Source organism: Bacillus sp. JNUCC-21 (assembly GCF_041222765.1).
GTDB lineage: Bacteria > Bacillota > Bacilli > Bacillales > Bacillaceae > Bacillus > Bacillus velezensis.
Genome location: NZ_CP166019.1, coordinates 3,952,858 through 3,971,903 on the forward strand (window position 1 = coordinate 3,952,858; position 19,046 = coordinate 3,971,903).

Annotated in this window: 20 protein-coding genes; 13 read left to right on the forward strand and 7 right to left on the reverse strand. The window is 49.5% G+C overall.

The window, feature by feature from the left end:
• The first annotated feature begins 103 nt into the window (after positions 1-103).
• Positions 104-1,195 (forward strand): branched-chain amino acid aminotransferase, encoded by a 1,092-nt coding sequence (locus JNUCC21_RS20125; RefSeq protein ID WP_025650062.1) that lies wholly within the window; start codon positions 104-106, stop codon positions 1,193-1,195.
• A 39-nt stretch (positions 1,196-1,234) separates the two neighbouring features.
• Here the strand turns inward: JNUCC21_RS20125 and licH are convergent, their stop codons facing one another.
• The 7 genes from licH to JNUCC21_RS20160 all read right to left on the reverse strand — a co-directional run bounded on the left by licH (position 1,235) and on the right by JNUCC21_RS20160 (position 7,570).
• Positions 1,235-2,563: a 6-phospho-beta-glucosidase LicH gene (gene licH, locus JNUCC21_RS20130; protein WP_014419213.1), complete on the reverse strand. Its 1,329-nt coding sequence runs from the start codon at positions 2,561-2,563 to the stop codon at positions 1,235-1,237.
• Positions 2,560-2,892, reverse strand: a complete 333-nt coding sequence (gene licA, locus JNUCC21_RS20135) for a PTS lichenan transporter subunit IIA (RefSeq protein ID WP_003150867.1) — start codon at positions 2,890-2,892, stop codon at positions 2,560-2,562. The genes licH and licA overlap by 4 nt, the downstream gene beginning before the upstream one ends.
• Before the next feature lie 18 nt (positions 2,893-2,910).
• On the reverse strand, positions 2,911-4,269 hold the full coding sequence (gene celB / locus JNUCC21_RS20140) for a PTS cellobiose transporter subunit IIC (protein WP_015240833.1): 1,359 nt from the start codon (positions 4,267-4,269) through the stop codon (positions 2,911-2,913).
• A gap of 15 nt (positions 4,270-4,284) precedes the next feature.
• The gene (gene licB / locus JNUCC21_RS20145; protein ID WP_003150863.1) at positions 4,285-4,593 is read right to left on the reverse strand and encodes a PTS lichenan transporter subunit IIB; all 309 of its coding nucleotides are present in this window, start codon (positions 4,591-4,593) and stop codon (positions 4,285-4,287) included.
• A 98-nt stretch (positions 4,594-4,691) separates the two neighbouring features.
• On the reverse strand, positions 4,692-6,647 hold the full coding sequence (gene licR, locus JNUCC21_RS20150) for a transcriptional regulator LicR (RefSeq protein ID WP_007407741.1): 1,956 nt from the start codon (positions 6,645-6,647) through the stop codon (positions 4,692-4,694).
• A 146-nt stretch (positions 6,648-6,793) separates the two neighbouring features.
• Positions 6,794-6,928, reverse strand: a complete 135-nt coding sequence (locus tag JNUCC21_RS20155; RefSeq protein ID WP_369719122.1) for a hypothetical protein — start codon at positions 6,926-6,928, stop codon at positions 6,794-6,796.
• A gap of 51 nt (positions 6,929-6,979) precedes the next feature.
• Positions 6,980-7,570, reverse strand: coding sequence for a DNA-3-methyladenine glycosylase (locus JNUCC21_RS20160; protein WP_076424738.1), 591 nt, complete (start codon positions 7,568-7,570; stop codon positions 6,980-6,982).
• A 242-nt stretch (positions 7,571-7,812) separates the two neighbouring features.
• Between JNUCC21_RS20160 and JNUCC21_RS20165 the strand changes: the two genes are divergently transcribed.
• The 12 genes from JNUCC21_RS20165 (at position 7,813) to JNUCC21_RS20220 (ending at position 19,010) form a co-directional block, all read left to right on the forward strand.
• Positions 7,813-8,811 (forward strand): iron ABC transporter permease, encoded by a 999-nt coding sequence (locus tag JNUCC21_RS20165; protein ID WP_223252816.1) that lies wholly within the window; start codon positions 7,813-7,815, stop codon positions 8,809-8,811.
• On the forward strand, positions 8,812-9,825 hold the full coding sequence (locus JNUCC21_RS20170) for an iron ABC transporter permease (protein ID WP_007407745.1): 1,014 nt from the start codon (positions 8,812-8,814) through the stop codon (positions 9,823-9,825). It begins immediately after the preceding gene.
• A 16-nt stretch (positions 9,826-9,841) separates the two neighbouring features.
• On the forward strand, positions 9,842-10,738 hold the full coding sequence (locus tag JNUCC21_RS20175) for an ABC transporter substrate-binding protein (protein ID WP_007407746.1): 897 nt from the start codon (positions 9,842-9,844) through the stop codon (positions 10,736-10,738).
• Positions 10,739-10,840: 102 nt separating this feature from the next.
• Positions 10,841-11,191, forward strand: a complete 351-nt coding sequence (locus tag JNUCC21_RS20180) for a metalloregulator ArsR/SmtB family transcription factor (protein WP_025285481.1) — start codon at positions 10,841-10,843, stop codon at positions 11,189-11,191.
• A 12-nt stretch (positions 11,192-11,203) separates the two neighbouring features.
• Complete coding sequence (locus tag JNUCC21_RS20185) at positions 11,204-12,502, forward strand: arsenical efflux pump membrane protein ArsB (RefSeq protein WP_061581630.1); 1,299 nt, start codon at positions 11,204-11,206, stop codon at positions 12,500-12,502.
• A gap of 152 nt (positions 12,503-12,654) precedes the next feature.
• Entirely contained in the window at positions 12,655-12,966 is a 312-nt protein-coding gene (locus JNUCC21_RS20190; protein ID WP_094031394.1) for a PTS sugar transporter subunit IIB, read from the forward strand.
• 14 nt (positions 12,967-12,980) lie between these two features.
• Positions 12,981-13,298 carry a PTS lactose/cellobiose transporter subunit IIA gene (locus JNUCC21_RS20195; protein WP_007407750.1) on the forward strand — a complete coding sequence of 106 codons (318 nt, stop codon included), beginning with the start codon at positions 12,981-12,983 and terminating at the stop codon, positions 13,296-13,298.
• An 18-nt stretch (positions 13,299-13,316) separates the two neighbouring features.
• On the forward strand, positions 13,317-14,636 hold the full coding sequence (gene celB / locus JNUCC21_RS20200) for a PTS cellobiose transporter subunit IIC (RefSeq protein ID WP_216061975.1): 1,320 nt from the start codon (positions 13,317-13,319) through the stop codon (positions 14,634-14,636).
• A gap of 29 nt (positions 14,637-14,665) precedes the next feature.
• Positions 14,666-16,066 (forward strand): glycoside hydrolase family 1 protein, encoded by a 1,401-nt coding sequence (locus tag JNUCC21_RS20205; RefSeq protein ID WP_150941505.1) that lies wholly within the window; start codon positions 14,666-14,668, stop codon positions 16,064-16,066.
• Between the two features lie 19 nt (positions 16,067-16,085).
• Positions 16,086-16,967 carry an ROK family protein gene (locus JNUCC21_RS20210; protein WP_061581627.1) on the forward strand — a complete coding sequence of 294 codons (882 nt, stop codon included), beginning with the start codon at positions 16,086-16,088 and terminating at the stop codon, positions 16,965-16,967.
• On the forward strand, positions 16,964-17,908 hold the full coding sequence (manA, locus tag JNUCC21_RS20215) for a mannose-6-phosphate isomerase, class I (RefSeq protein WP_061581626.1): 945 nt from the start codon (positions 16,964-16,966) through the stop codon (positions 17,906-17,908). Before JNUCC21_RS20210 ends, manA begins: the two co-directional genes overlap by 4 nt.
• A 19-nt stretch (positions 17,909-17,927) precedes the next feature.
• Entirely contained in the window at positions 17,928-19,010 is a 1,083-nt protein-coding gene (locus JNUCC21_RS20220) for a glycosyl hydrolase (RefSeq protein WP_150941506.1), read from the forward strand.
• The last annotated feature ends 36 nt before the right edge of the window (positions 19,011-19,046 follow it).

The window sequence follows — 19,046 nt, forward strand, 5'->3', positions numbered from 1 at the left end:
ACAAATTTGAGGAAAACTATTGCGAATATTTGTTGAAGGTATACAATAGAATATAAATTATTTTCAAATAAGTTTGACAATAACACCAATAGGGAGACAGAACATTATGAAACAAGATATTCGTGTTGAATTGACTTCAGCCAAAAAACCGAAACCGGACCCCCATGACCTTGCGTTCGGCAGAATTTTCACCGACCATATGTTTGTTATGGATTACGACGCCGATCAAGGCTGGTATGATCCGAGAATTATCCCTTATCAGTCCATCTCAATGGATCCTGCGGCCATGGTTTATCATTACGGCCAAACCGTTTTTGAAGGGCTTAAAGCGTATGTAACGAAGGATCAGGAAGTGCTTCTGTTCAGACCGGAGAAAAATATGGAGCGCCTGAACCAGTCAAATGACCGCCTTTGCATCCCGCTCATTGATGAAGAGCTTGTTCTTGAAGGCCTGAAACAGCTCGTAGCCATCGACAAAGACTGGATTCCGAAAGCGGAAGGCACTTCCCTTTATATCCGTCCGTTTATCATTGCGACTGAGCCTTTCCTCGGTGTAGCGGCATCCCATACGTACAAGCTGTTTATCATTCTTTCCCCGGTCGGCTCTTATTACAAAGAAGGCATTAAACCGGTAAAAATCGCCGTGGAAAACGAATTCGTGCGCGCCGTCAAAGGCGGCACCGGAAACGCGAAAACCGCCGGCAACTACGCATCAAGCCTGAAAGCGCAGCAGGTTGCGGAAGAGAAGGGATTTTCCCAGGTTTTATGGCTTGACGGCATTGAGAAAAAATACATCGAAGAAGTCGGCAGCATGAACATCTTCTTCAAGATCAGCGGCGAGATCGTGACGCCGGAGCTGAACGGAAGCATTCTTGAAGGAATTACGAGAAATTCCGTCATCACCCTTCTCAAACATTGGGGACTGACTGTGTCTGAGCGGAAGATTTCGATCGATGAAATCATCCAGGCGCATCGTGACGGCCGATTGGAAGAAACATTCGGAACCGGTACGGCGGCGGTCATTTCTCCGGTCGGCGAACTGATCTGGAATGATGAAAGTCTTGTCATCGGCAGCGGTGAAACCGGAGAGATCTCGAAGAAATTGTACGATACCATTACAGGCATTCAAAAAGGCGCGGAAGCCGACGTGTTCGGCTGGACGACGGAAGTCGCCTCACTAAGCGAATCAAAATAAGCAAAAAACCCGGAAGCGAATCCGGGTTTTTTACTGCTCTTATGCTTCAATCGACTTAAAGAAATGAGGCAGATGTTCTTTGTGGGCCTCAAGCATTTCATCCAGAATGGCCTTTGCCACGGAGTCTGACGGGACGAGAGGATTGATCGTCATCGCAAGTAGCGCCGTTTGATAATCTCCCGTGACGGCTGCTTCAGCGGCGACACGCTCAAATGATTTGATTTGCTGGACGAGTCCGCGGACAGACACCGGCAGATCACCGACGGCGATCGGTTTCGGACCGTCTTTCGTCATAACACAGTTCACTTCGACCGCTGAGTCATTCGGAATGCTGGCGATCGCGCCGTTGTTTATCGTATTGACGGGCTGGATATCATGTTTGTCGTTATAGATGGAGCTGATCAGGTTGCAGGCCGCGTCACTGTAGTACGCTCCGCCCCGTTTTTCAAGCTGCGGCGGTTTGATGGCGAGATTCGGATCTTTGTACAGTTCGAACAGTTCTTTCTCAACCTTCTGTACGACCTCGGCGCGTGTGCCCTCCGTCTGTGACGCTTCTATTTCATGCTCGAGCATTTCTTTCGTTTTGAAATAATAGCGGTGGTAGCCGCAAGGAATCAGATCGAGCGCCTTCAGGAATTCAGGCTCCCATTCCGCCCCTGAAATATTTTTCATCGTCATGGCGTTTTTCGGGTCTCCCATGGCTTCAATGACTTGATCTTTCACGCTGACGCCGTCTAAGAAAACATCTAATCCGAAGACCATGTGATTCAGCCCGGCAAATTGCACTTCGATCCGGCTGACATCCACGTCCAATGCTTTTGCGACGCCCATTTTAATGCCGATCGGCACATTGCAGAGACCGACGACTTTTGTGAGATTCGAGTAGCGGAGCAAGGCCTCGGTAACCATGCCGGCAGGGTTTGTGAAATTCACGAGCCATGCATTCGGACAAAGCTCTTCGATGTCTTTCGCGATTTCCAGAATAACCGGGATGGTGCGCAGCCCTTTGAATAAACCGCCCGGACCGTTTGTTTCCTGGCCGATTACGCCGTATTTTAACGGAATCCGTTCGTCTTTGGCGCGGGCCTCAAGAAGGCCGACGCGGAATTGAGTCGTTACGAAATCCGCATCCTTCAAGGCTTCTCTCCGGTCAAGCGTCAGGTGAATCTCTATCGGAACACCCGCTTTTTCGACCATGCGTTTTGCAAGCGTGCCGACAATATTGAGTTTTTTCTCGCCTTCGGGAATGTCGACGAGCCATAATTCTCTGACAGGCAGTTCCTCATAGCGTTTAATGATGCCTTCCACAAGCTCCGGTGTATAGCTTGAACCTCCGCCGATCGTTACAATTTTAATTCCTTTTGTCATATTTTTGCTCCCCCTTGCAGACTCACTTTTTCGTAAATCTCGACTAACTCAGCGGCCAAGTCTTTCACGGTCATGGCATTCATTAAATGATCTTGCGCATGCACCATCAAAAGCGTCATGTCTGTTTTTTCTCCGCCGGCTTCATTTTGGATCAATTCTGTCTGATAATGATGGGCTTCCGTCAGTTCCCTTGCGGCTTCCTGAAGCTTTTCTTCCGCCATGGCTCTGTCCCCCCGCTTTGCGGCGGCAATGGCTTCCATTGATGCGCTTCTGCCGTTGCCGCCATGCAGGATGATCTGAAAAATGGTCTGTTCCATTTTTTCATTCATGTGTTTCACTCCCTTTCTCTACAGCACGGCTTTTTCGTCTCCCTGTACGGCTGGCGCCTGCGATTGTTCAAGTTCGTTTTCTTCTTTCAGCTTTTGCGAATCCCACATTCTGAAGAACGGATAGTACACGATAAAGGCTGTGATGATATTAATCGCCTGCATGACAGCCCCTGATATTTTTCCGCCCGTGGCAAGATAGCCGGAGAAAATCGGCGGCATCGTCCATGGGACGGCAATGCCGGCAGGTTTGGCGACGAGGCCAGTGCTCATGCCGATATAGGTAAGGACCAGTGTGACAAGCGGTGTGATAATGAACGGAATGAGAAGCATCGGGTTCATGACGATCGGCATTCCGAAAATAATCGGCTCATTAATATTAAAGACGGCCGGCCCGATGGCGAGTTTCCCAAGCTGCTTCATCTGCTTGCTTCGCGAACGGAGAAACATGGTGACCACGAGCGCCAGTGTCGCGCCGCTTCCGCCGATGTTGATCCAGATTTCAAAAAACTGCTGGGTGAAAATATTCGGAAGCGCATCGCCCGCCTGAAACGCAATCCGGTTGGCATCCATCGCTCCGAACCAGATCGGCGCCATGACGCCGCCGACTATGTTCGCCCCGTGTAATCCGCACGCCCACAAGAGCATTTGAACCGCTTCGGCTATCAGGCTTCCGCCGAGACTTCCCCCAAGAATCGAGAGCGGTGTCCCCAGTACAACGCTTACAATGTTATGAAGGCTTTCAAACGGTGTCGCTTCGACAATTAAACGCGCGCCCCAGATCAGAAAGATGACGGCAAAACCGGGAATTAAAGCGATAAACGATTTGCTGACCGCAGGAGGCACGCCGTCCGGCATTTTGAAGACGAAATTCCGCTGGATGATCAGGCGGTAAATTTCCGTCGACAGCATGGCGATGATCATCGCGACAAACAGCCCTTTGCTTCCCATGAGAGACAGCGGGATGCCGCCGCCGACCATGATTTCCTCTTTGGCGCCGGAAGGCAGAAACGGAACTTTGTACGGCGTTGCCAAGAGAAACGCCGCCAAAGATATCGCACCGGCCGATAATGCATCCACCCCGTATTTTTCGGCCAGGCGGTAGGCGATTCCGAAAGCGGCGACAAGACCCATGATTTCAAAGGTCGCATCAACCGGATATTGCAGTTTTTGAGACCAGGCGCTTCCGAACGTCTTTGCCATGAAATCCGCATATCCCGGAATCGGCAGGTTGCCGATGATCAGAAAAAATGAACCGATGATAATAAGCGGCATGGTGAGGATGATCCCGTCACGCAATGCTTGCAGATGCCGCTGGGAGGCAATTTTTCCGGCAATGGGCATGACTTTCTCTTCTAAAAACTGGTTCACCTTATTCACACGGCCCGCCCCTTTCTACGATGCGTTTCCGAGCTGTTCCGCTGATTTCAGAACCTCCGCTCCGTTGCATGTGCCGTAATGGACAGTATTGATGACTTCAACCGGCACTCCTTTTGATTCACCCAATTTTTTCAGCTGCGGAAGCAAATAACGGACTTGAGGCCCAAGCAGCAATACGTCCGCTTTATCAATATGCTGGTTGACTGAATCGCCTGACACCGCCCAGATTTTATATTCTTTTCCTTGTTCCTGCGCGCTTTTTTCCATCTTGGTGACGAGTAAGCTTGTTGACATCCCTGCTGCACAAACGAGTAATATATTCATGTAAAAGACCTCCTGAAAGTTTGATATTTTGTATGTCTCGATGTTAGTACCATCATATTATGAAATCGCTTTCATAACTACTCAGGCTTTTTCCGCTGTTAACGGAAAAAAGGTGTATCCCGGTCTTTCTCTGATCGTTTGTCTCTGAATACTCGTAAAACCTCCTGATAGGTTGTGCATTTTAAGAGACGGCTTACCGCGGCCGGATCATCTAACATGCCGCCGAGCCATTTGTACATATGCTGGAGGTCGGCTTTGCTTTCTTTCTCGACGCAGAGCAGGCAGACAAATTGGACACGCTTATCCGCCCAGTCAATCGGCTTCTTCAGCGTGCATACCGCCCAAAACGTCGTGTCTGTCTGCGGAACGAGCGGGTGCGGAATCGCCGTAAGATTGCCGAAACTCGTAGGAGAAATCGCTTCCCTTTCAAAAATAGAATCGGTCAGAGAATCAGAAGCGAGGCCGGCTTCTGCAACCTGCTGTCCGAGAAAACGGATGACGTCCTCCTTCGTCTCCAGATCCTGCTGCAAAAATACCAGCTCCGGTTTCAGAAAGTTCAATTGTTCCCGCTTTTCTTCCAGCATGGCGTCGATTTTTGTAAAATCCCCGCCGCCCAACAGCGTATGAACCTTTAATACGGGAACGGGCAGGTCTTTTTTGATCGGCACTGTGCTGACCACAAAATCAATCGACTCAAAGGAAAGCTGGTCAAGGCTGCAGTAATCAGCCGTTCCGACGATTTCAAGACGCTTTGCGAACCGGGAACGGAGCTTTTCTCTTAAAAGCTGTGCGCTGCCGGCGCCGGACGCACAGACAATCAAGCAGCGTTTAGGCGGCCGTTCCGTCTTTCTCCTTTCAATGGCGGCTCCGAAATGAAGCGCCAAATATCCGATCTCATTCTCATGAATATCAATGCCGGTTTGCTCCTTGATCACGATTCCCGCAATCACTCCCGCTTCAAATGCGAGCGGATAATTTTCCTTTATGGCGGAGAGCATCGGGTTTCTCAGGTTCATTCCGTACCGGTTTCGGTTAATCGCCGGCTTGATGTGGAGCGCAAGACCCGCTTTCAGCTCATTGTCGTCCGTGATTCCGAGCTTCAGCTCCCGCTCAATGGCTTCAATCATGGCCTCCGTCAAACGACTGGTTTCCCCGTCTATCAGCCTTGTAAGCTCTTTTCCTTCCAATTGTGACTGGGTCATGCGCTTTGTCCCGAGCAGGTGAATGGCGATATAGGCGGTTTCCTGTTCGGGAAAGGTGACCGAAAGCGCAGATTCAAGCTCTTTTACGATGGCTTCCGCTGACTGATATTCTGTTTCAAGCTTAATATCATGAAGATCTTCCGGAATGAGAGATACATAGTTTTCTGTCCGGATTCGTTTGCAGGCAATGGCGATATGGATGATGAGATTGTTCAGGCCGAAGAAAGAAAGCGGGATCTTATGGTTTCGAACCTGCTTCATAATGGCTGTGCGGATCACATGAATGTCGTCTTTCGGCAGAATACCGGCCTTTTCACTCAGGAGATCAGGCTCAGGCTCGCGGTCGTCCACTAAGTATTCCGCCATACAATAACGGAGGCGGAGCTCTTCGCCGCGCAGCTTAAAGCCGTAGTTCGGCCTTGTTTCCAAAATGATGTCATAGGGGCGGAGCCGTTTTTTGACTTCTTTTAAATCAGATTGAAGTGTGGATTTACTGATGAACAGTTCTTCCGCCAAGTCATCCAGCTTGAGGTAGCCGTCGGCCAGAAGCATTCTTTTCATAAGGTAATCTATCCGTTCATCGGGAAAAATCGGCACGGTGCTGTTTTGCTGGAAATTGTCCTGAAGCCAGTTTTTAAACGGCTGCTCATTCCGGATCAGCAGCTTATAGCCGCTCCCTCTGACAGATTGAATGGATGCGCCGTGTTTTTCTACAATGGTTTGCAGTTCCTTTATGTCATTGCGGACCGTCCGCGTCGTTACCTTTACATTTGCAGCGATGACTGAGCTTGTAACCGGTGTTTCAGCAGCTAAAAGCAAGCGCAGAAGTTCACGAAGCCGCCCATGAAGCATGAGAAAAACCTCCTATCAGATCAGATGCAGACGTGAAAAATGGGCAAAAAGAATGAGGAAGGGGTAAATGTATGTAAATTCTATAATGGGGAGGATTTCTAGTCAATGCGGCAATCCGATGCCAAGCCCGTAAAAAAACAGCCGGATCAGCCGGCTGTTCGGGATGCGGACATGCGGTTCCGCTTAGATGCCTTCCGTTCTTTTATGATTTTTCTGATGATCGGATAGATGACGGGCGCCCATTTGATAATCGTTTTGAAAAATTTTTTCAATGTCTGAATCCCCTTTCTTTTACCTTGTCTTTCCCCTGTTATCAGCGTTTATAAACATGGTCAGCGTGAGACATATCGGTTCCCTGTCACCCAATAGCGCCACGGATAATCCCGGGCTTCTCCGCTGTTGTCAATCCCGATTCTCGGGCCTGTTGATATATGCTCAGGCGTAAAGCCCTCCGTAATATACAGCGGCGGTTCCGTGATCATGCCGCTGTAGTCGTTCATTGAAATGCCCATCGCCTTCGTCAGTTTTCCCGGGCCGTTTGTCCACTCTCTCGGGGGTCTGCCCGGTCTCCTGCTCTCCATCAGGAACTGTCCTTCATGAGGCTCCGCCGCCCTGATTAACACGGCCTGCGGAATGCCGATGTCCGCGGCGACGACGTTCATTAATGTATGAGTGTGCATGACGTATGTATAAATGCGGCCCGCCTCATGGAACATAATTTCCGTCCGTTTCGTGCGCCGGTTGCCGAAGCTGTGCGCCGCCCGGTCTTCCGCTCCCATATAAGCTTCCGTTTCCACGATAAAACCTGAAGCCGTTCCCTCATCCGTCTCCTTCACCAAGAGACAGCCGAGCAATAAAGGGGCAAGCTCCACTGACGGTCTCTGGTAAAATTCAATCGGCAAAGGCTTTCGTTCTCCCGCCATTTGCCTCCCTCCTTTCTGAATATAGCGATTTCCTCTTTCACGTTTTTCACTTCTTTTTTACAATATAAACATGAGAGAAAAAAAGGACATTATTGTTGAACGCTCTATTGCGTTTTGAAAATCGGCTCGGTATAATATGATGGTTCAAATGAAAATGATTCTCATGTTCAATAAATACCGGACAATGATCATAAAAGTAGGTGAATTGATTTTTGAGCGATTCTGTCAGGTCCGCAAACCGTCTGATCAGCATCTTAAAAAACGGGGTTTTCTTCCTGATCGCGGTGATCGGGCTGCTTGTATCTATTTTTTTCGCCGTCTCATTCGGCGCGAAAGACATTACTTTACATACGGTTTGGTCGGCTGTTGCTGATTACAATCCGAATATAACGGGCCAGCAGATCATTCATGAATTGCGTCTTCCGAGGGTGCTCGGGGCGGCCGTTACAGGAGCCGCTTTTGCCGCAGCCGGCGCCCTCATGCAGGGTGTCACGAGAAACCCGCTTGCCGATTCGGGAGTCTTAGGCGTAAACGCGGGCGCCATGTTTGTTGTTGCGCTCAGTTTTGCTTTTTTCCCTCATTTATCATACGCCCTGCTGATGGTGATGTCATTTTTGGGAGCACTGGCAAGCACCGGCTTGATTTTCTTTATCAGTGCGGCGGGAAAAGGCAGCATGACACCTTTAAAAGTGACGCTTGCCGGGGCGGTCGTGGCCGCTCTTTTACATTCACTCAGTACCGGTGTGGCGATTTATTACGATTTAAGCCAGGATTTGGCCTTCTGGTACGCCGGCGGGGTGTCAGGGATCAAGTGGACTCATTTACAAGTCCTTGTTCCCGTGATTGCGGTCTTCATCATTCTCGCGACATTCATGGGCCGGTCCGTCACCCTTCTCTCAATGGGAAATGACGTGGCGGCGAATTTAGGGGTGAACACGGCTCTGACGCGTGCCGCCGGATTAATGATCGCCGTCGTTCTTGCCGGTGTGTCTGTTTCCGCTGCCGGCGCGATCGGCTTCGTCGGGCTGGTCATTCCCCATATCGCGCGAAAGATCGTCGGCGTTACGTACAGGCTGATTATTCCGATGTCCGCGTTACTCGGCGCGATTCTATTGATTTTGGCTGACCTGGCCTCGCGCACGGTCAGTCCCCCGAGGGAATTGGCGATAGGCATTATGGTCGCACTTGTCGGTGTCCCTTTCTTTCTTTATATTGCCCGCAAGGAAGGGAGAGACTTATAAATGAAAGTGCAGAAAGAAACAAAAAAAGCGGCGGCGGCAGGACTCATTCTGCTGGTCATCGCCGTTTGCATTATTCTGATCGGGCTGCATACGGGCTCATTCCGGCTTTCTCCTCTCACGGTGGGAAAAACGCTGTTCGGATACGGCACGTTTCAAAGCACAACCGTTTTATTCGATTACCGGCTTCCCCGGATTCTGGTGACGATGCTGGCCGGCATCGGTTTAGGAGTGTCGGGCGCTATTTTGCAGGGTGTATCCCGAAATCCGCTTGCCGATCCGGGCATTCTCGGACTGCATGCCGGCGCTTCCTTCGGTTTGATGATGTATATCACGTTCTTTCATTCCCTGGAGGCGCAGGCATCGATGTTCATCCCGCTGTTTACGTTTGCGGGCGGAACACTCGCCGCCCTGCTGATCGTAGTGCTTACGTACGACAGGCTGAACGGTTTTTTAACGATCCGCATGCTGTTAGTCGGGATCGCCGTTTCCGCGGGCTTCAGCGCCGTTACATTGTTTATGTCGCTGCGACTGAATGAAGAAACTTATACATTCGCTTCCCGCTGGCTGGTGGGAAACGTCTGGGGCAGGGATTGGATTCACGTGTGGTCGCTATTGCCCTGGATCGGCATTCTCGCACCGCTTGCATGGCTTAACGCCCGCTCTTTGAATATTTTAATGCTCGGTGACCAGGCAGCCGCGGGGCTCGGCGCACACGTGCAGAGAAAAAGGATCATGCTGATCGCCATAGCGGTCGGCTTGTCCTGCGCGAGCGTCGCGATGGCCGGGGGAATCGGCTTTATCGGCTTTGCCGCCCCTCACTTGGCAAGACGGCTCGTCGGCACCATGCATCAGCATATTATCCCGATTGCGGGATTAATCGGACTCGTCATTCTTGTCGCGGCAGACACCATCGGCCGGTCTTTGTTTCAGCCGAACGCCATTCCGGCCGGCGTGGTTGCGGCAGCCATCGGCGCGCCGTATTTTCTCTATCTCGTCATGAAAATCAAATCATAAAACAAGGAGTATTCCCATGAAAAAAATAATTGCGCTCGTCAGTTTCATGTGTATTTTCTTATTGGCTGCCTGCCAATCCGATTCAACACAGCCGGAGTCAAAAAAGAAATCCGGCGATCATAAAATCGCTTCGATGTCCATTCACCTGACAAATGATCTGCTGGCTCTCGGCGTTACACCTGCCGGTTCCGTCGTGGGCGGAGAATTAAAAGATTTTCTCCCTCATGTGAAAAATCAGCTGAAAGACACGAAAAAACTCGGACCTGCCTCAGACCCGGATATGGAAGCTTTACTTGAGCTGAATCCAGACAACATTTATCTTGATAAAGAATTTGCGGGAAAAGATGTGTCAAAATACAAGAAAATCGGAAACACACACGTTTTCGACCTTGATAAAGGCACTTGGCGCGATCATCTAAAAGATATCGGAAAAATCGTCAACCGTGAAAAAGAAGCGAAAACATTTATTCAAGATTACGAAGATGAAACAAAACAAGTCAGATCCATGATGAATAAGGAATTAGGGAAAAACGCCAAAGTCATGGCGATCCGCGTGAACGCAAAAGAGCTTCGCGTCTTCAGCACACGCCGTCCGATGGGACCGATTCTGTTTGACGATCTGAAGCTGAAACCGGCTGACGGCATTAAAGAAATGAACACCTCCCGCCCTTATGAAGTCATTTCTCAAGAAGTGCTGCCTGATTACAACGCAGATGCGATTTTCGTCGTCGTTAACAGAGACGACAAGTCACAGCAAGCCTATAAAGAATTGCAAAAAAGCGCTGTATGGAAAGGGCTGAAGGCCGTGAAAGCAAACCACGTCTATAAAATTGCCGATCAGCCTTGGCTTGATTATTCAGCACTGGGAAATAAATTAGCAATGGATGAAGCGAAAAAACTGTTCCAAAAATAAACATGAGCCGGTTTTGCAAAAAGTGCAAGGCCGGCTTTTTTATATTGTCGTTTACTTATATAAACATCTGCTTATATAATAGTGTAAAAAAGGAGTGAGCGCATGGAACGGAGGCATCATGCTTTAAGTTCCGAAGGGATCAGCCAGTGCCTCAAACTTCTAAGCGACCCGACGAGGCTTTTGATGCTGAAGCTTCTGAAGGATAAGGAATATTGTGTCTGCGAGCTGACAGCTATTTTTCATATAAGTCAGCCCGGCATCAGCCAGCACTTGCGGAAATTAAAGAACGCCGGCCTTGTGCGGGAAAGACGCGAGGGTCAGTGGCGGTACTATGCCATTCATCCGTCCGGTCCGGAATACGCGCTGGTTTGCTCGATTCTGCAGCAGATAGATGAAAAGGACGAAGTTTTACAGACATTGCGGCAAAAAGAAGTCACTGTTACATGCCGGTAAGGGGGATATATCTTGGGAGTTGCGGTTTTATCAGCGCTGATTTTTGTGCTGACACTTGTGTTTGTCATATGGCAGCCGAAACATGTATCAATCGGCTGGTCTGCCTGCGGCGGGGCGGTCCTCGCTTTGATCGCCGGAGCAGTCAGCCTGCACGATATCGCGGAAGTGACGGGAATCGTCTGGAATGCGACACTTGCCTTTATCGCCATTATTATCATTTCATTGATTCTTGACAGTATCGGTTTTTTTGAGTGGGCCGCGCTGCATATGGCCATGGCGGCCAAGGGCAGCGGGCTGCGGATGTTTCTCTATGTGTCGGTCTTAGGGGCTGTTGTCTCCGCCCTGTTTGCCAATGACGGAGCGGCGCTCATTTTGACCCCGATCGTACTGGCGATGGTGCGGGCTTTGAATTTACCTGAAAAGCTGGTTTTTCCTTTTATTATCGCCGGAGGATTCATCGCCGACACCACCTCGCTTCCGCTCGTTGTAAGCAATTTGGTCAATATTGTATCCGCCGATTACTTTCATATCGGATACATTGAATATGCATCACGCATGCTGGTGCCCAACCTTTTTTCTCTGGCGGCAAGCATTTTGGTGCTGTATCTCTATTTCAGAAAAAACATTCCGAAACGGTATGACACCGGTCTTGTGAAACATCCGGCATCCGCGATTAAGGATGAACGCCTTTTCCGGTTATCGTGGGCTGTGCTGGCCGTTTTATTGATCGGATATTTCGTCAGCGAACTGCTGTCGATACCCGTTTCCTTCGTTGCCGGCTCCATCGCGGTCATTTTTCTCATTCTGGCGCAGCGAAGCCCCGCCGTCCCTGCGAAACAAGTCATCAAGGACGCCCCGTGGGCCATCGTGTTTTTTTCTGTCGGCATGTATGTTGTCGTGTACGGCTTGCGGAATGCCGGACTGACGGATCTTCTTTCTCAGCTTATACAGAAAGCGGCGGATCACGGTTTGTTTGCGGGCACACTCGGAATGGGGTTTATCGCGGCGATCCTCTCCTCCGTTATGAATAACCTGCCGACGGTGATGATTGACGCCATAGCCATCAGCGGAACGGAAACTCACGGGCTGATGAGAGAAGCATTGATTTACGCGAATGTTATCGGTTCGGACCTCGGGCCGAAAATCACGCCGATCGGATCGCTGGCGACGTTGTTATGGCTCCACGTGCTAAGCCGGAAAAACGTGAAAATTTCCTGGGGAATGTATTTCAAGACAGGTCTGATATTAACCATTCCGACGTTATTCATCACCCTGATCGGACTTTATTTATGGCTGTTATGGCTCGCTTGAGATGAAAAACCTTTTAAGTTGAATCTTAAAAGGTTTTTTTGTGTCAAAAATCCGAAAAGTAAAACTTTATATTTTAAAAGTATAGACATTTAATTTCAAAAGATTATAATATTCATGAAAACGTTTTAACTTTATGAAAGAAGGGATTCCTCATGAAAAGAATTTTATTAGCCTGCAGCTCAGGCATGTCCACCAGCCTTCTTGTTACGAAAATGCAGAATTACGCCCGCTCCATCGGTGAGGAAGCCGAGATTTGGGCAGTCGGACAGGATAAAGCAAAAGAAGCGCTGAAAGACGCAGACGTCGTACTGATCGGCCCGCAGATGAGTTTTTTAAAAGGTGAGCTTCAAAAAGATGCGGACCCGCTTCACATCACCGTTGATGTGATTGACATGATGGCTTACGGCATGGGAGACGGCAAAAAAGCATACGAACAGGCCGTTGCCTTGATAGAGAACAAATAAAGGAGGCGATAAGCATGGAAACGTACACGGATGAACAGATCAGTTTTCAGCTGATTCTTCACAGCGGCAATGCCCGCAGCAATATTATTCAATCGATACGCGCTTATAAAGACGGCCGGACAGATGAGTCAGACACCTTTCTGACAAAGGCTGAAGAAGAACTGGGGAAAGCGCACGACATCCATTTTCAGATGATTCAAAAAGAAGCCGGCGGCGCCAAGACGGATGTCTCTCTGCTTTTTATGCATGCTGAAGATCACTTAATGTCAGCGCTTTCAATGAAAGAGCTCGTCAAAGAAATGCTCGACTTATTTCAATCAAAGAATTTATAAAAAGCCGGGGGTGAAGACGTGTTTGAGAAAATCAGCCAATTCCTTGTTCCGATCGCGGGAAAATTAAACAATAACCGCTACTTGCAAGTCTTACGGGATGCTTTTATGCTGGCGTTTCCGCTGACCATTTTCGGTTCGGTGTTCGTCGTGCTGACGAACCTGCCGTTTTTAAACAAAATCATGAGCAGCTCCGCCCTGTCTGTCTTTCAATCCGGGTTTGGCGGCGCTTCGACGGCGACGATGGGGATTATGTCCATTTTTGTCGTCTTCGGGATCGGCTATTACCTTTCCAAAAGCTACGAAGTGGAGGCCGTATTCGGCGGAGCGATCGCATTGGTTTCTTTTCTGCTGCTCACCCCGTTCGTTTTAGAGCCGGAAACGGGCAAAGCGGTCGCAGGCGTCATTCCGGTTGACCGGCTTGGAGCAAAAGGGATGTTTCTCGGCATGATAACCGCTTTTTTGTCAGGTGAAATCTACAGAAGAATCGTCCAGAGAAACTTAACGATTAAGATGCCTGCCGGTGTTCCTCCGGCTGTTGCTAAATCGTTCGCCGCATTGATTCCGGCTTTTATCACGCTTACCGTCTTCCTCTTGATCAATGCGGCTGTCACCCAGATCTTTCACACCAATCTGCATGATGTCATTTATCATACGGTTCAAGCCCCGCTTGTCGGACTTGGAAGCGGCATCATTCCTACATTAATCGCTGTTTTCTTTATTCAGATTTTATGGTTTTTCGGACTTCACGGACAAATCATTATCAATTCCGTGATGGACCCGATTTGGAATACATTACAGGTCGAAAATTTGGCTGCGTATACAGCGGGAAAAGAGATTCCCCATATTATTTCTAAGCCGTTTATGGAGATTTACACCGTCGGAATGGGCGGAACCGGAATGACATTGGCCATAGTGATCGCCATCTTGCTTTTTATGAAAAGCAAACAGATGAAACAGATATCCAAACTCGGTCTCGCGCCGGGCATTTTCAACGTCAATGAGCCGATTATTTTCGGTTTGCCGATCGTGATGAACCCGATCATTATCATTCCGTGGGTGATCGCGCCGATGGTTGTCACACTTGTCACCTACCTGGCCATGTCGGCGGGGATCGTGCCCCCTCCTACCGGCGTGACCGTGCCTTGGACCGTCCCCCTTTTCATTAACGGGATTATGGCGACCAATTCCGTCATGGGCGGCATTATGCAGCTGGTCAACCTCTGTATTGTGTTTGTCATCTGGTTCCCGTTTCTTAAAGCGCTGGACAAATTAAACATGGCAAAGGAAAAAGAAGCTGAGACCGAGCAGCATGCCCGGGATGACAGCATGAGTATGTAATCAAAATCGCAGTAAGGGAGAGAAATCAATTGACTGAATCAAATATTCAATATCGTTTTCCGGAAGGATTCTGGTGGGGGTCTTCCGCCTCCGCCACCCAAACAGAAGGCGCCGCTGACAGAGACGGAAAAAGCCAAAACATATGGGATTACTGGTATGAAAAAGAGCCGAGCCGTTTTTTTAACGGCGTCGGCCCCGGCGACACGTCACGTTTTTACGATCAATACAAGGAGGATATCCGGCTGATGAAAGAAATCGGCCATAACTCCTTCCGGCTGTCTATTTCCTGGTCAAGATTGATTCCGGACGGAACCGGCGAGGTCAATCAGAAAGCGGTCGCGTTTTATCAGGACGTCATCGATGAAATGCTTGCCCATCGCATTGAGCCGTTTGTCAATTTGTTTCACTTTGACATGCCGCTCGCCCTTCAGCGTAAGGGGGGCTGGGTCAGCCGGAACACCGTTGACGCGTTTGAACATTACGCCAAAACCTGCTTTTCGCTATTCGGTGACAAGGTGAAAAAATGGTTCACTCACAACGAGCCGATTGTGCCGATTGAAGGCGGCTACTTATATGATTTTCATTACCCGAATCACGTTAATTTTCAAGAAGCGGTGCAGGCCGGTTTCCATACCCTGCTGTCGAATGCAAGGGCTGTCAAAGCCTACAGAGAATTGAAACAGGACGGACAAATCGGAATCATTCTGAATCTGACGCCTTCTTATCCGAGAAGCTCACATCCAGAAGATGTCAAAGCGTCCCGGATTGCCGACGCCTTTTTCAACCGCTCATTTTTAGATCCCGCCGTAAAGGGCGAATTTCCTGAGGAGCTTGTCGAGATTCTCAAGGCGGAAGGCTTTCTGCCGCATTATGAGAAAGAAGATCTCCGCCTCATTCAGGAGCATACGGTCGACCTGTTAGGCGTGAACTACTATCAGCCGAGGCGCGTCAAGGCAAAAGAACATGTTCCGAATCCGCATGCCCCTTTCCTGCCTGAGCGTTTCTTCGATCCGTATGTCATGCCCGGCCGGAAAATGAACCCTCACCGCGGGTGGGAAATTTACGAAAAAGGAATCTATGACATTCTCACCAATCTCAGAGAACAGTACGGAAATATCGAGTGTTTTATTTCTGAGAACGGCATGGGAGTAGAAGGCGAGGAACGCTTCCGCGATGAAAACGGCATCATTCAGGATGATTACAGGATTGAATTTATCCAGGAACATCTGAAATGGGTGCATCGGGCCATCGGAGAAGGTTCAAATGTAAAAGGCTATCACCTGTGGACTTTCATGGACAACTGGTCTTGGACAAATGCTTATAAAAACCGCTACGGCTTTGTATCTGTCAATCTGGAAAACGGGGGCGAACGGACCGTCAAAAAAAGCGGCCGCTGGTTCAAAGCCGTTTCCGATCAAAACGGATTTTAACAGATGAGGAGGGACGGCCATGCTTGGAGGTATTGAAGCCGGCGGCACGAAATTTGTCTGTGCCGCCGGACAAAGAGACGGCACCATTCTGGACAGAGCAGAGTTTCCGACGGGAGAACCGGATGACACACTCAGACAGGTGATCCGTTACTTTACAGATTTCCCGATAGACGCCATCGGCATCGGGTCGTTCGGGCCGATTGATATCCGTCCCGACAGTCAAACATACGGGTGCATCACCGCGACGCCGAAGACAGCCTGGCGGAACTGCCCTATTCTTCAAACGATCAAAAGCGCTCTGGATATTCCCGCAGGCTTCACCACCGACGTTAATGCGGCGGCGCTTGGAGAAGCTTCTTTCGGCGCGGCCAAAAACGCGGACAGCTGCCTCTATTTGACGGTCGGCACAGGCATCGGCGCGGGCGCCATCATGAACGGCAGATTTGTTCAAGGGCTGTCTCATCCTGAAATGGGCCACATTTATGTCAGAAGACATCCGGACGACGGCTACAAAGGCAATTGCCCATACCATACAGATTGTCTGGAAGGCCTCGCGGCAGGCCCCGCCATTGAGAAACGCTGGGGGAAAAAAGCATGTTTGCTCACGGATCAGCAGGAAGTGTGGGAGCTTGAGGGCTATTATATTGCCGAAGCGCTTGTGCAGTATATTCTCATACTTTCGCCGGAAAAGATCATTCTCGGCGGAGGCGTCATGAAGCAGCGGCAGCTGTTCTCTTCTATCCGTCAGCACGTGAAAAAGCGGCTGAATCAATATATTGATCTGCCCGACATTGAACACTTCATCGTTCCCCCTCAATTAGGGATTCACTCCGGCGCGGCCGGTTCGCTCGTATTGGCGGAGCGCGCATTAAAGGCGGCAAACCGGGAGGCGGAAAAATGACGAAACTCTTATTTTTGGAACCGGTTTTTAAAGAAAGATTATGGGGCGGGACGAAGCTGCGCGATACATTCGGGTATGAGATTCCTTCTGAGCGGACGGGAGAGTGCTGGGCGATTTCAGCTCATCCGCACGGTACTTCCATTGTGCGGAACGGGCCTTTTTCCGGAACATCATTACACCGTCTCTGGAATGAACACCCTGACCTGTTCGGACATCCGAAAGAGGACGCCTTTCCCCTGCTCACAAAAATTCTTGACGCAAATATGGACTTATCCGTGCAGGTTCATCCGGATGACGCATATGCACATCGGCATGAAAACGGAGAACTCGGAAAAACGGAATGCTGGTACGTGTTGGACTGCAAAAAAGACGCGGAGCTCATTTTAGGGCATCGCGCCCAAACGAGAGAAGACTTCGTTCGGCTCATTGAACGAAACGAGTGGGATCACCTGCTCCGCCGCCTCCCCATTAAGCCCGGCGACTTTTTCTATGTCCCGAGCGGCACACTGCACGCTTTATGTGAAGGTACGCTCGTTCTTGAAATCCAGCAAAGCTCTGATGCCACCTACCGGCTTTACGACTATGACCGGACGGATGGGAACGGGAATAAACGCGAGCTTCATCTTCAGAAAGCAATTGACGTAACAGACATTCCCCATACCGATGAAAATGTAAAAAGCACAAAGCATCAGATCGGAGATGCTCTTATTACAACACTCGCAGAAACACCTTTCTTTTCAGTTTATCAATGGGATGTGAGCGGAAAAGCATCATTTCCCGCACCCGGCCGGTATTTACTCGCAAGCGTCATGAAAGGACGCGGAGAACTGGATGGATGCCCCATTCACAAAGGCGATCACTTTATCGTGCCGGCGGATTCCGGAGATTTTGTTATAGAAGGAGATTGTGAGGTTATCGTTTCACATCCTTCATCATCTTAAAAATCAGGAGGTCTTTTATATGCTCAAAAGGTTAGCAGTCTGCCTGTCTATCGTTTTATTACTCTTAGGAGCCGCCAGTCCGATATCAGCTCACACCGTTTATCCCGTCAACCCAAATGCCCAGCAGACGACAAAAGATATCATGAACTGGCTGGCGCACCTGCCCAACCGTTCAGAAAACAGGGTCATGTCCGGGGCGTTCGGCGGGTACAGCGATGTCACTTTTTCAATGACAGAGGAAAACCGCTTAAAAAACGCGACGGGACAGTCTCCCGCCATCTACGGCTGTGACTATGGGAGAGGATGGCTTGAAACAGCGGATATCACCGATTCTATCGATTACAGCTGCAACAGCAGCTTAATCTCATACTGGAAAAGCGGCGGCCTCCCTCAGGTCAGCCTGCATCTCGCAAATCCGGCTTTTCCATCCGGAAACTATAAAACGGCCATCTCAAACAGCCAGTACAAAAACATCCTGAACCCTTCAACTGTTGAAGGAAAACGGCTTGAGGCGCTGCTCAGCAAAATCGCCGACGGCCTTACTCAGCTGAAAAATCAAGGCGTCACCGTTCTGTTCAGACCGCTGCATGAAATGAACGGCGAGTGGTTCTGGTGGGGGCTGACAGGCTACAACCAAAAAGACACGGAAAGAATCTCGCTGTACAAAGAGCTTTACAAGAAGATATACCGCTATATGACAGAGACAAGAGGGTTGGATAACCTTTTGTGGGTGTATTCGCCGGATGCCAACAGAGACTTTAAGACAGACTTTTACCCAGGCTCATCTTATGTGGATATTACCGGTCTGGACGCTTACTTCACTGATCCGTATGCGATATCAGGCTATGATGAAATGCTGTCTCTGAAAAAACCGTTTGCCTTTGCCGAAACCGGTCCGTCCGGCAATATCGGAAGCTTTGATTATGCTGCTTTTATCAATGCGATCAGGCAAAAGTATCCCGAGACCACGTACTTTTTGACATGGGATGAACAATTAAGTCCGGCGGCCAATCAAGGCGCGCAAAGCCTTTATCAAAACAGCTGGACGCTGAACAAAGGCGAAATATGGAACGGCGGGTCCTTGACGCCGATCACGGAATAACTGCTTCTTTTGAAAATCGGTTTTAAGAAACGGCTC

What these genes read in the sequence shown, in the direction of transcription:
- licH (WP_014419213.1), bottom strand. Translation starts at nt 2,563, where the DNA reads ATGACAAAAGGAATTAAAATTGTAACGATCGGCGGAGGTTCAAGCTAT.
- licA (WP_003150867.1), bottom strand. Translation starts at nt 2,892, where the DNA reads ATGAATGAAAAAATGGAACAGACCATTTTTCAGATCATCCTGCATGGC.
- licB (WP_003150863.1), bottom strand. Translation starts at nt 4,593, where the DNA reads ATGAATATATTACTCGTTTGTGCAGCAGGGATGTCAACAAGCTTACTC.
- licR (WP_007407741.1), bottom strand. Translation starts at nt 6,647, where the DNA reads ATGCTTCATGGGCGGCTTCGTGAACTTCTGCGCTTGCTTTTAGCTGCT.
- JNUCC21_RS20160 (WP_076424738.1), bottom strand. Translation starts at nt 7,570, where the DNA reads ATGGCGGGAGAACGAAAGCCTTTGCCGATTGAATTTTACCAGAGACCG.
- JNUCC21_RS20170 (WP_007407745.1), top strand. Translation starts at nt 8,812, where the DNA reads ATGAAAGTGCAGAAAGAAACAAAAAAAGCGGCGGCGGCAGGACTCATT.
- JNUCC21_RS20175 (WP_007407746.1), top strand. Translation starts at nt 9,842, where the DNA reads ATGAAAAAAATAATTGCGCTCGTCAGTTTCATGTGTATTTTCTTATTG.
- JNUCC21_RS20180 (WP_025285481.1), top strand. Translation starts at nt 10,841, where the DNA reads ATGGAACGGAGGCATCATGCTTTAAGTTCCGAAGGGATCAGCCAGTGC.
- JNUCC21_RS20190 (WP_094031394.1), top strand. Translation starts at nt 12,655, where the DNA reads ATGAAAAGAATTTTATTAGCCTGCAGCTCAGGCATGTCCACCAGCCTT.
- JNUCC21_RS20195 (WP_007407750.1), top strand. Translation starts at nt 12,981, where the DNA reads ATGGAAACGTACACGGATGAACAGATCAGTTTTCAGCTGATTCTTCAC.
- JNUCC21_RS20210 (WP_061581627.1), top strand. Translation starts at nt 16,086, where the DNA reads ATGCTTGGAGGTATTGAAGCCGGCGGCACGAAATTTGTCTGTGCCGCC.
- manA (WP_061581626.1), top strand. Translation starts at nt 16,964, where the DNA reads ATGACGAAACTCTTATTTTTGGAACCGGTTTTTAAAGAAAGATTATGG.
- JNUCC21_RS20220 (WP_150941506.1), top strand. Translation starts at nt 17,928, where the DNA reads ATGCTCAAAAGGTTAGCAGTCTGCCTGTCTATCGTTTTATTACTCTTA.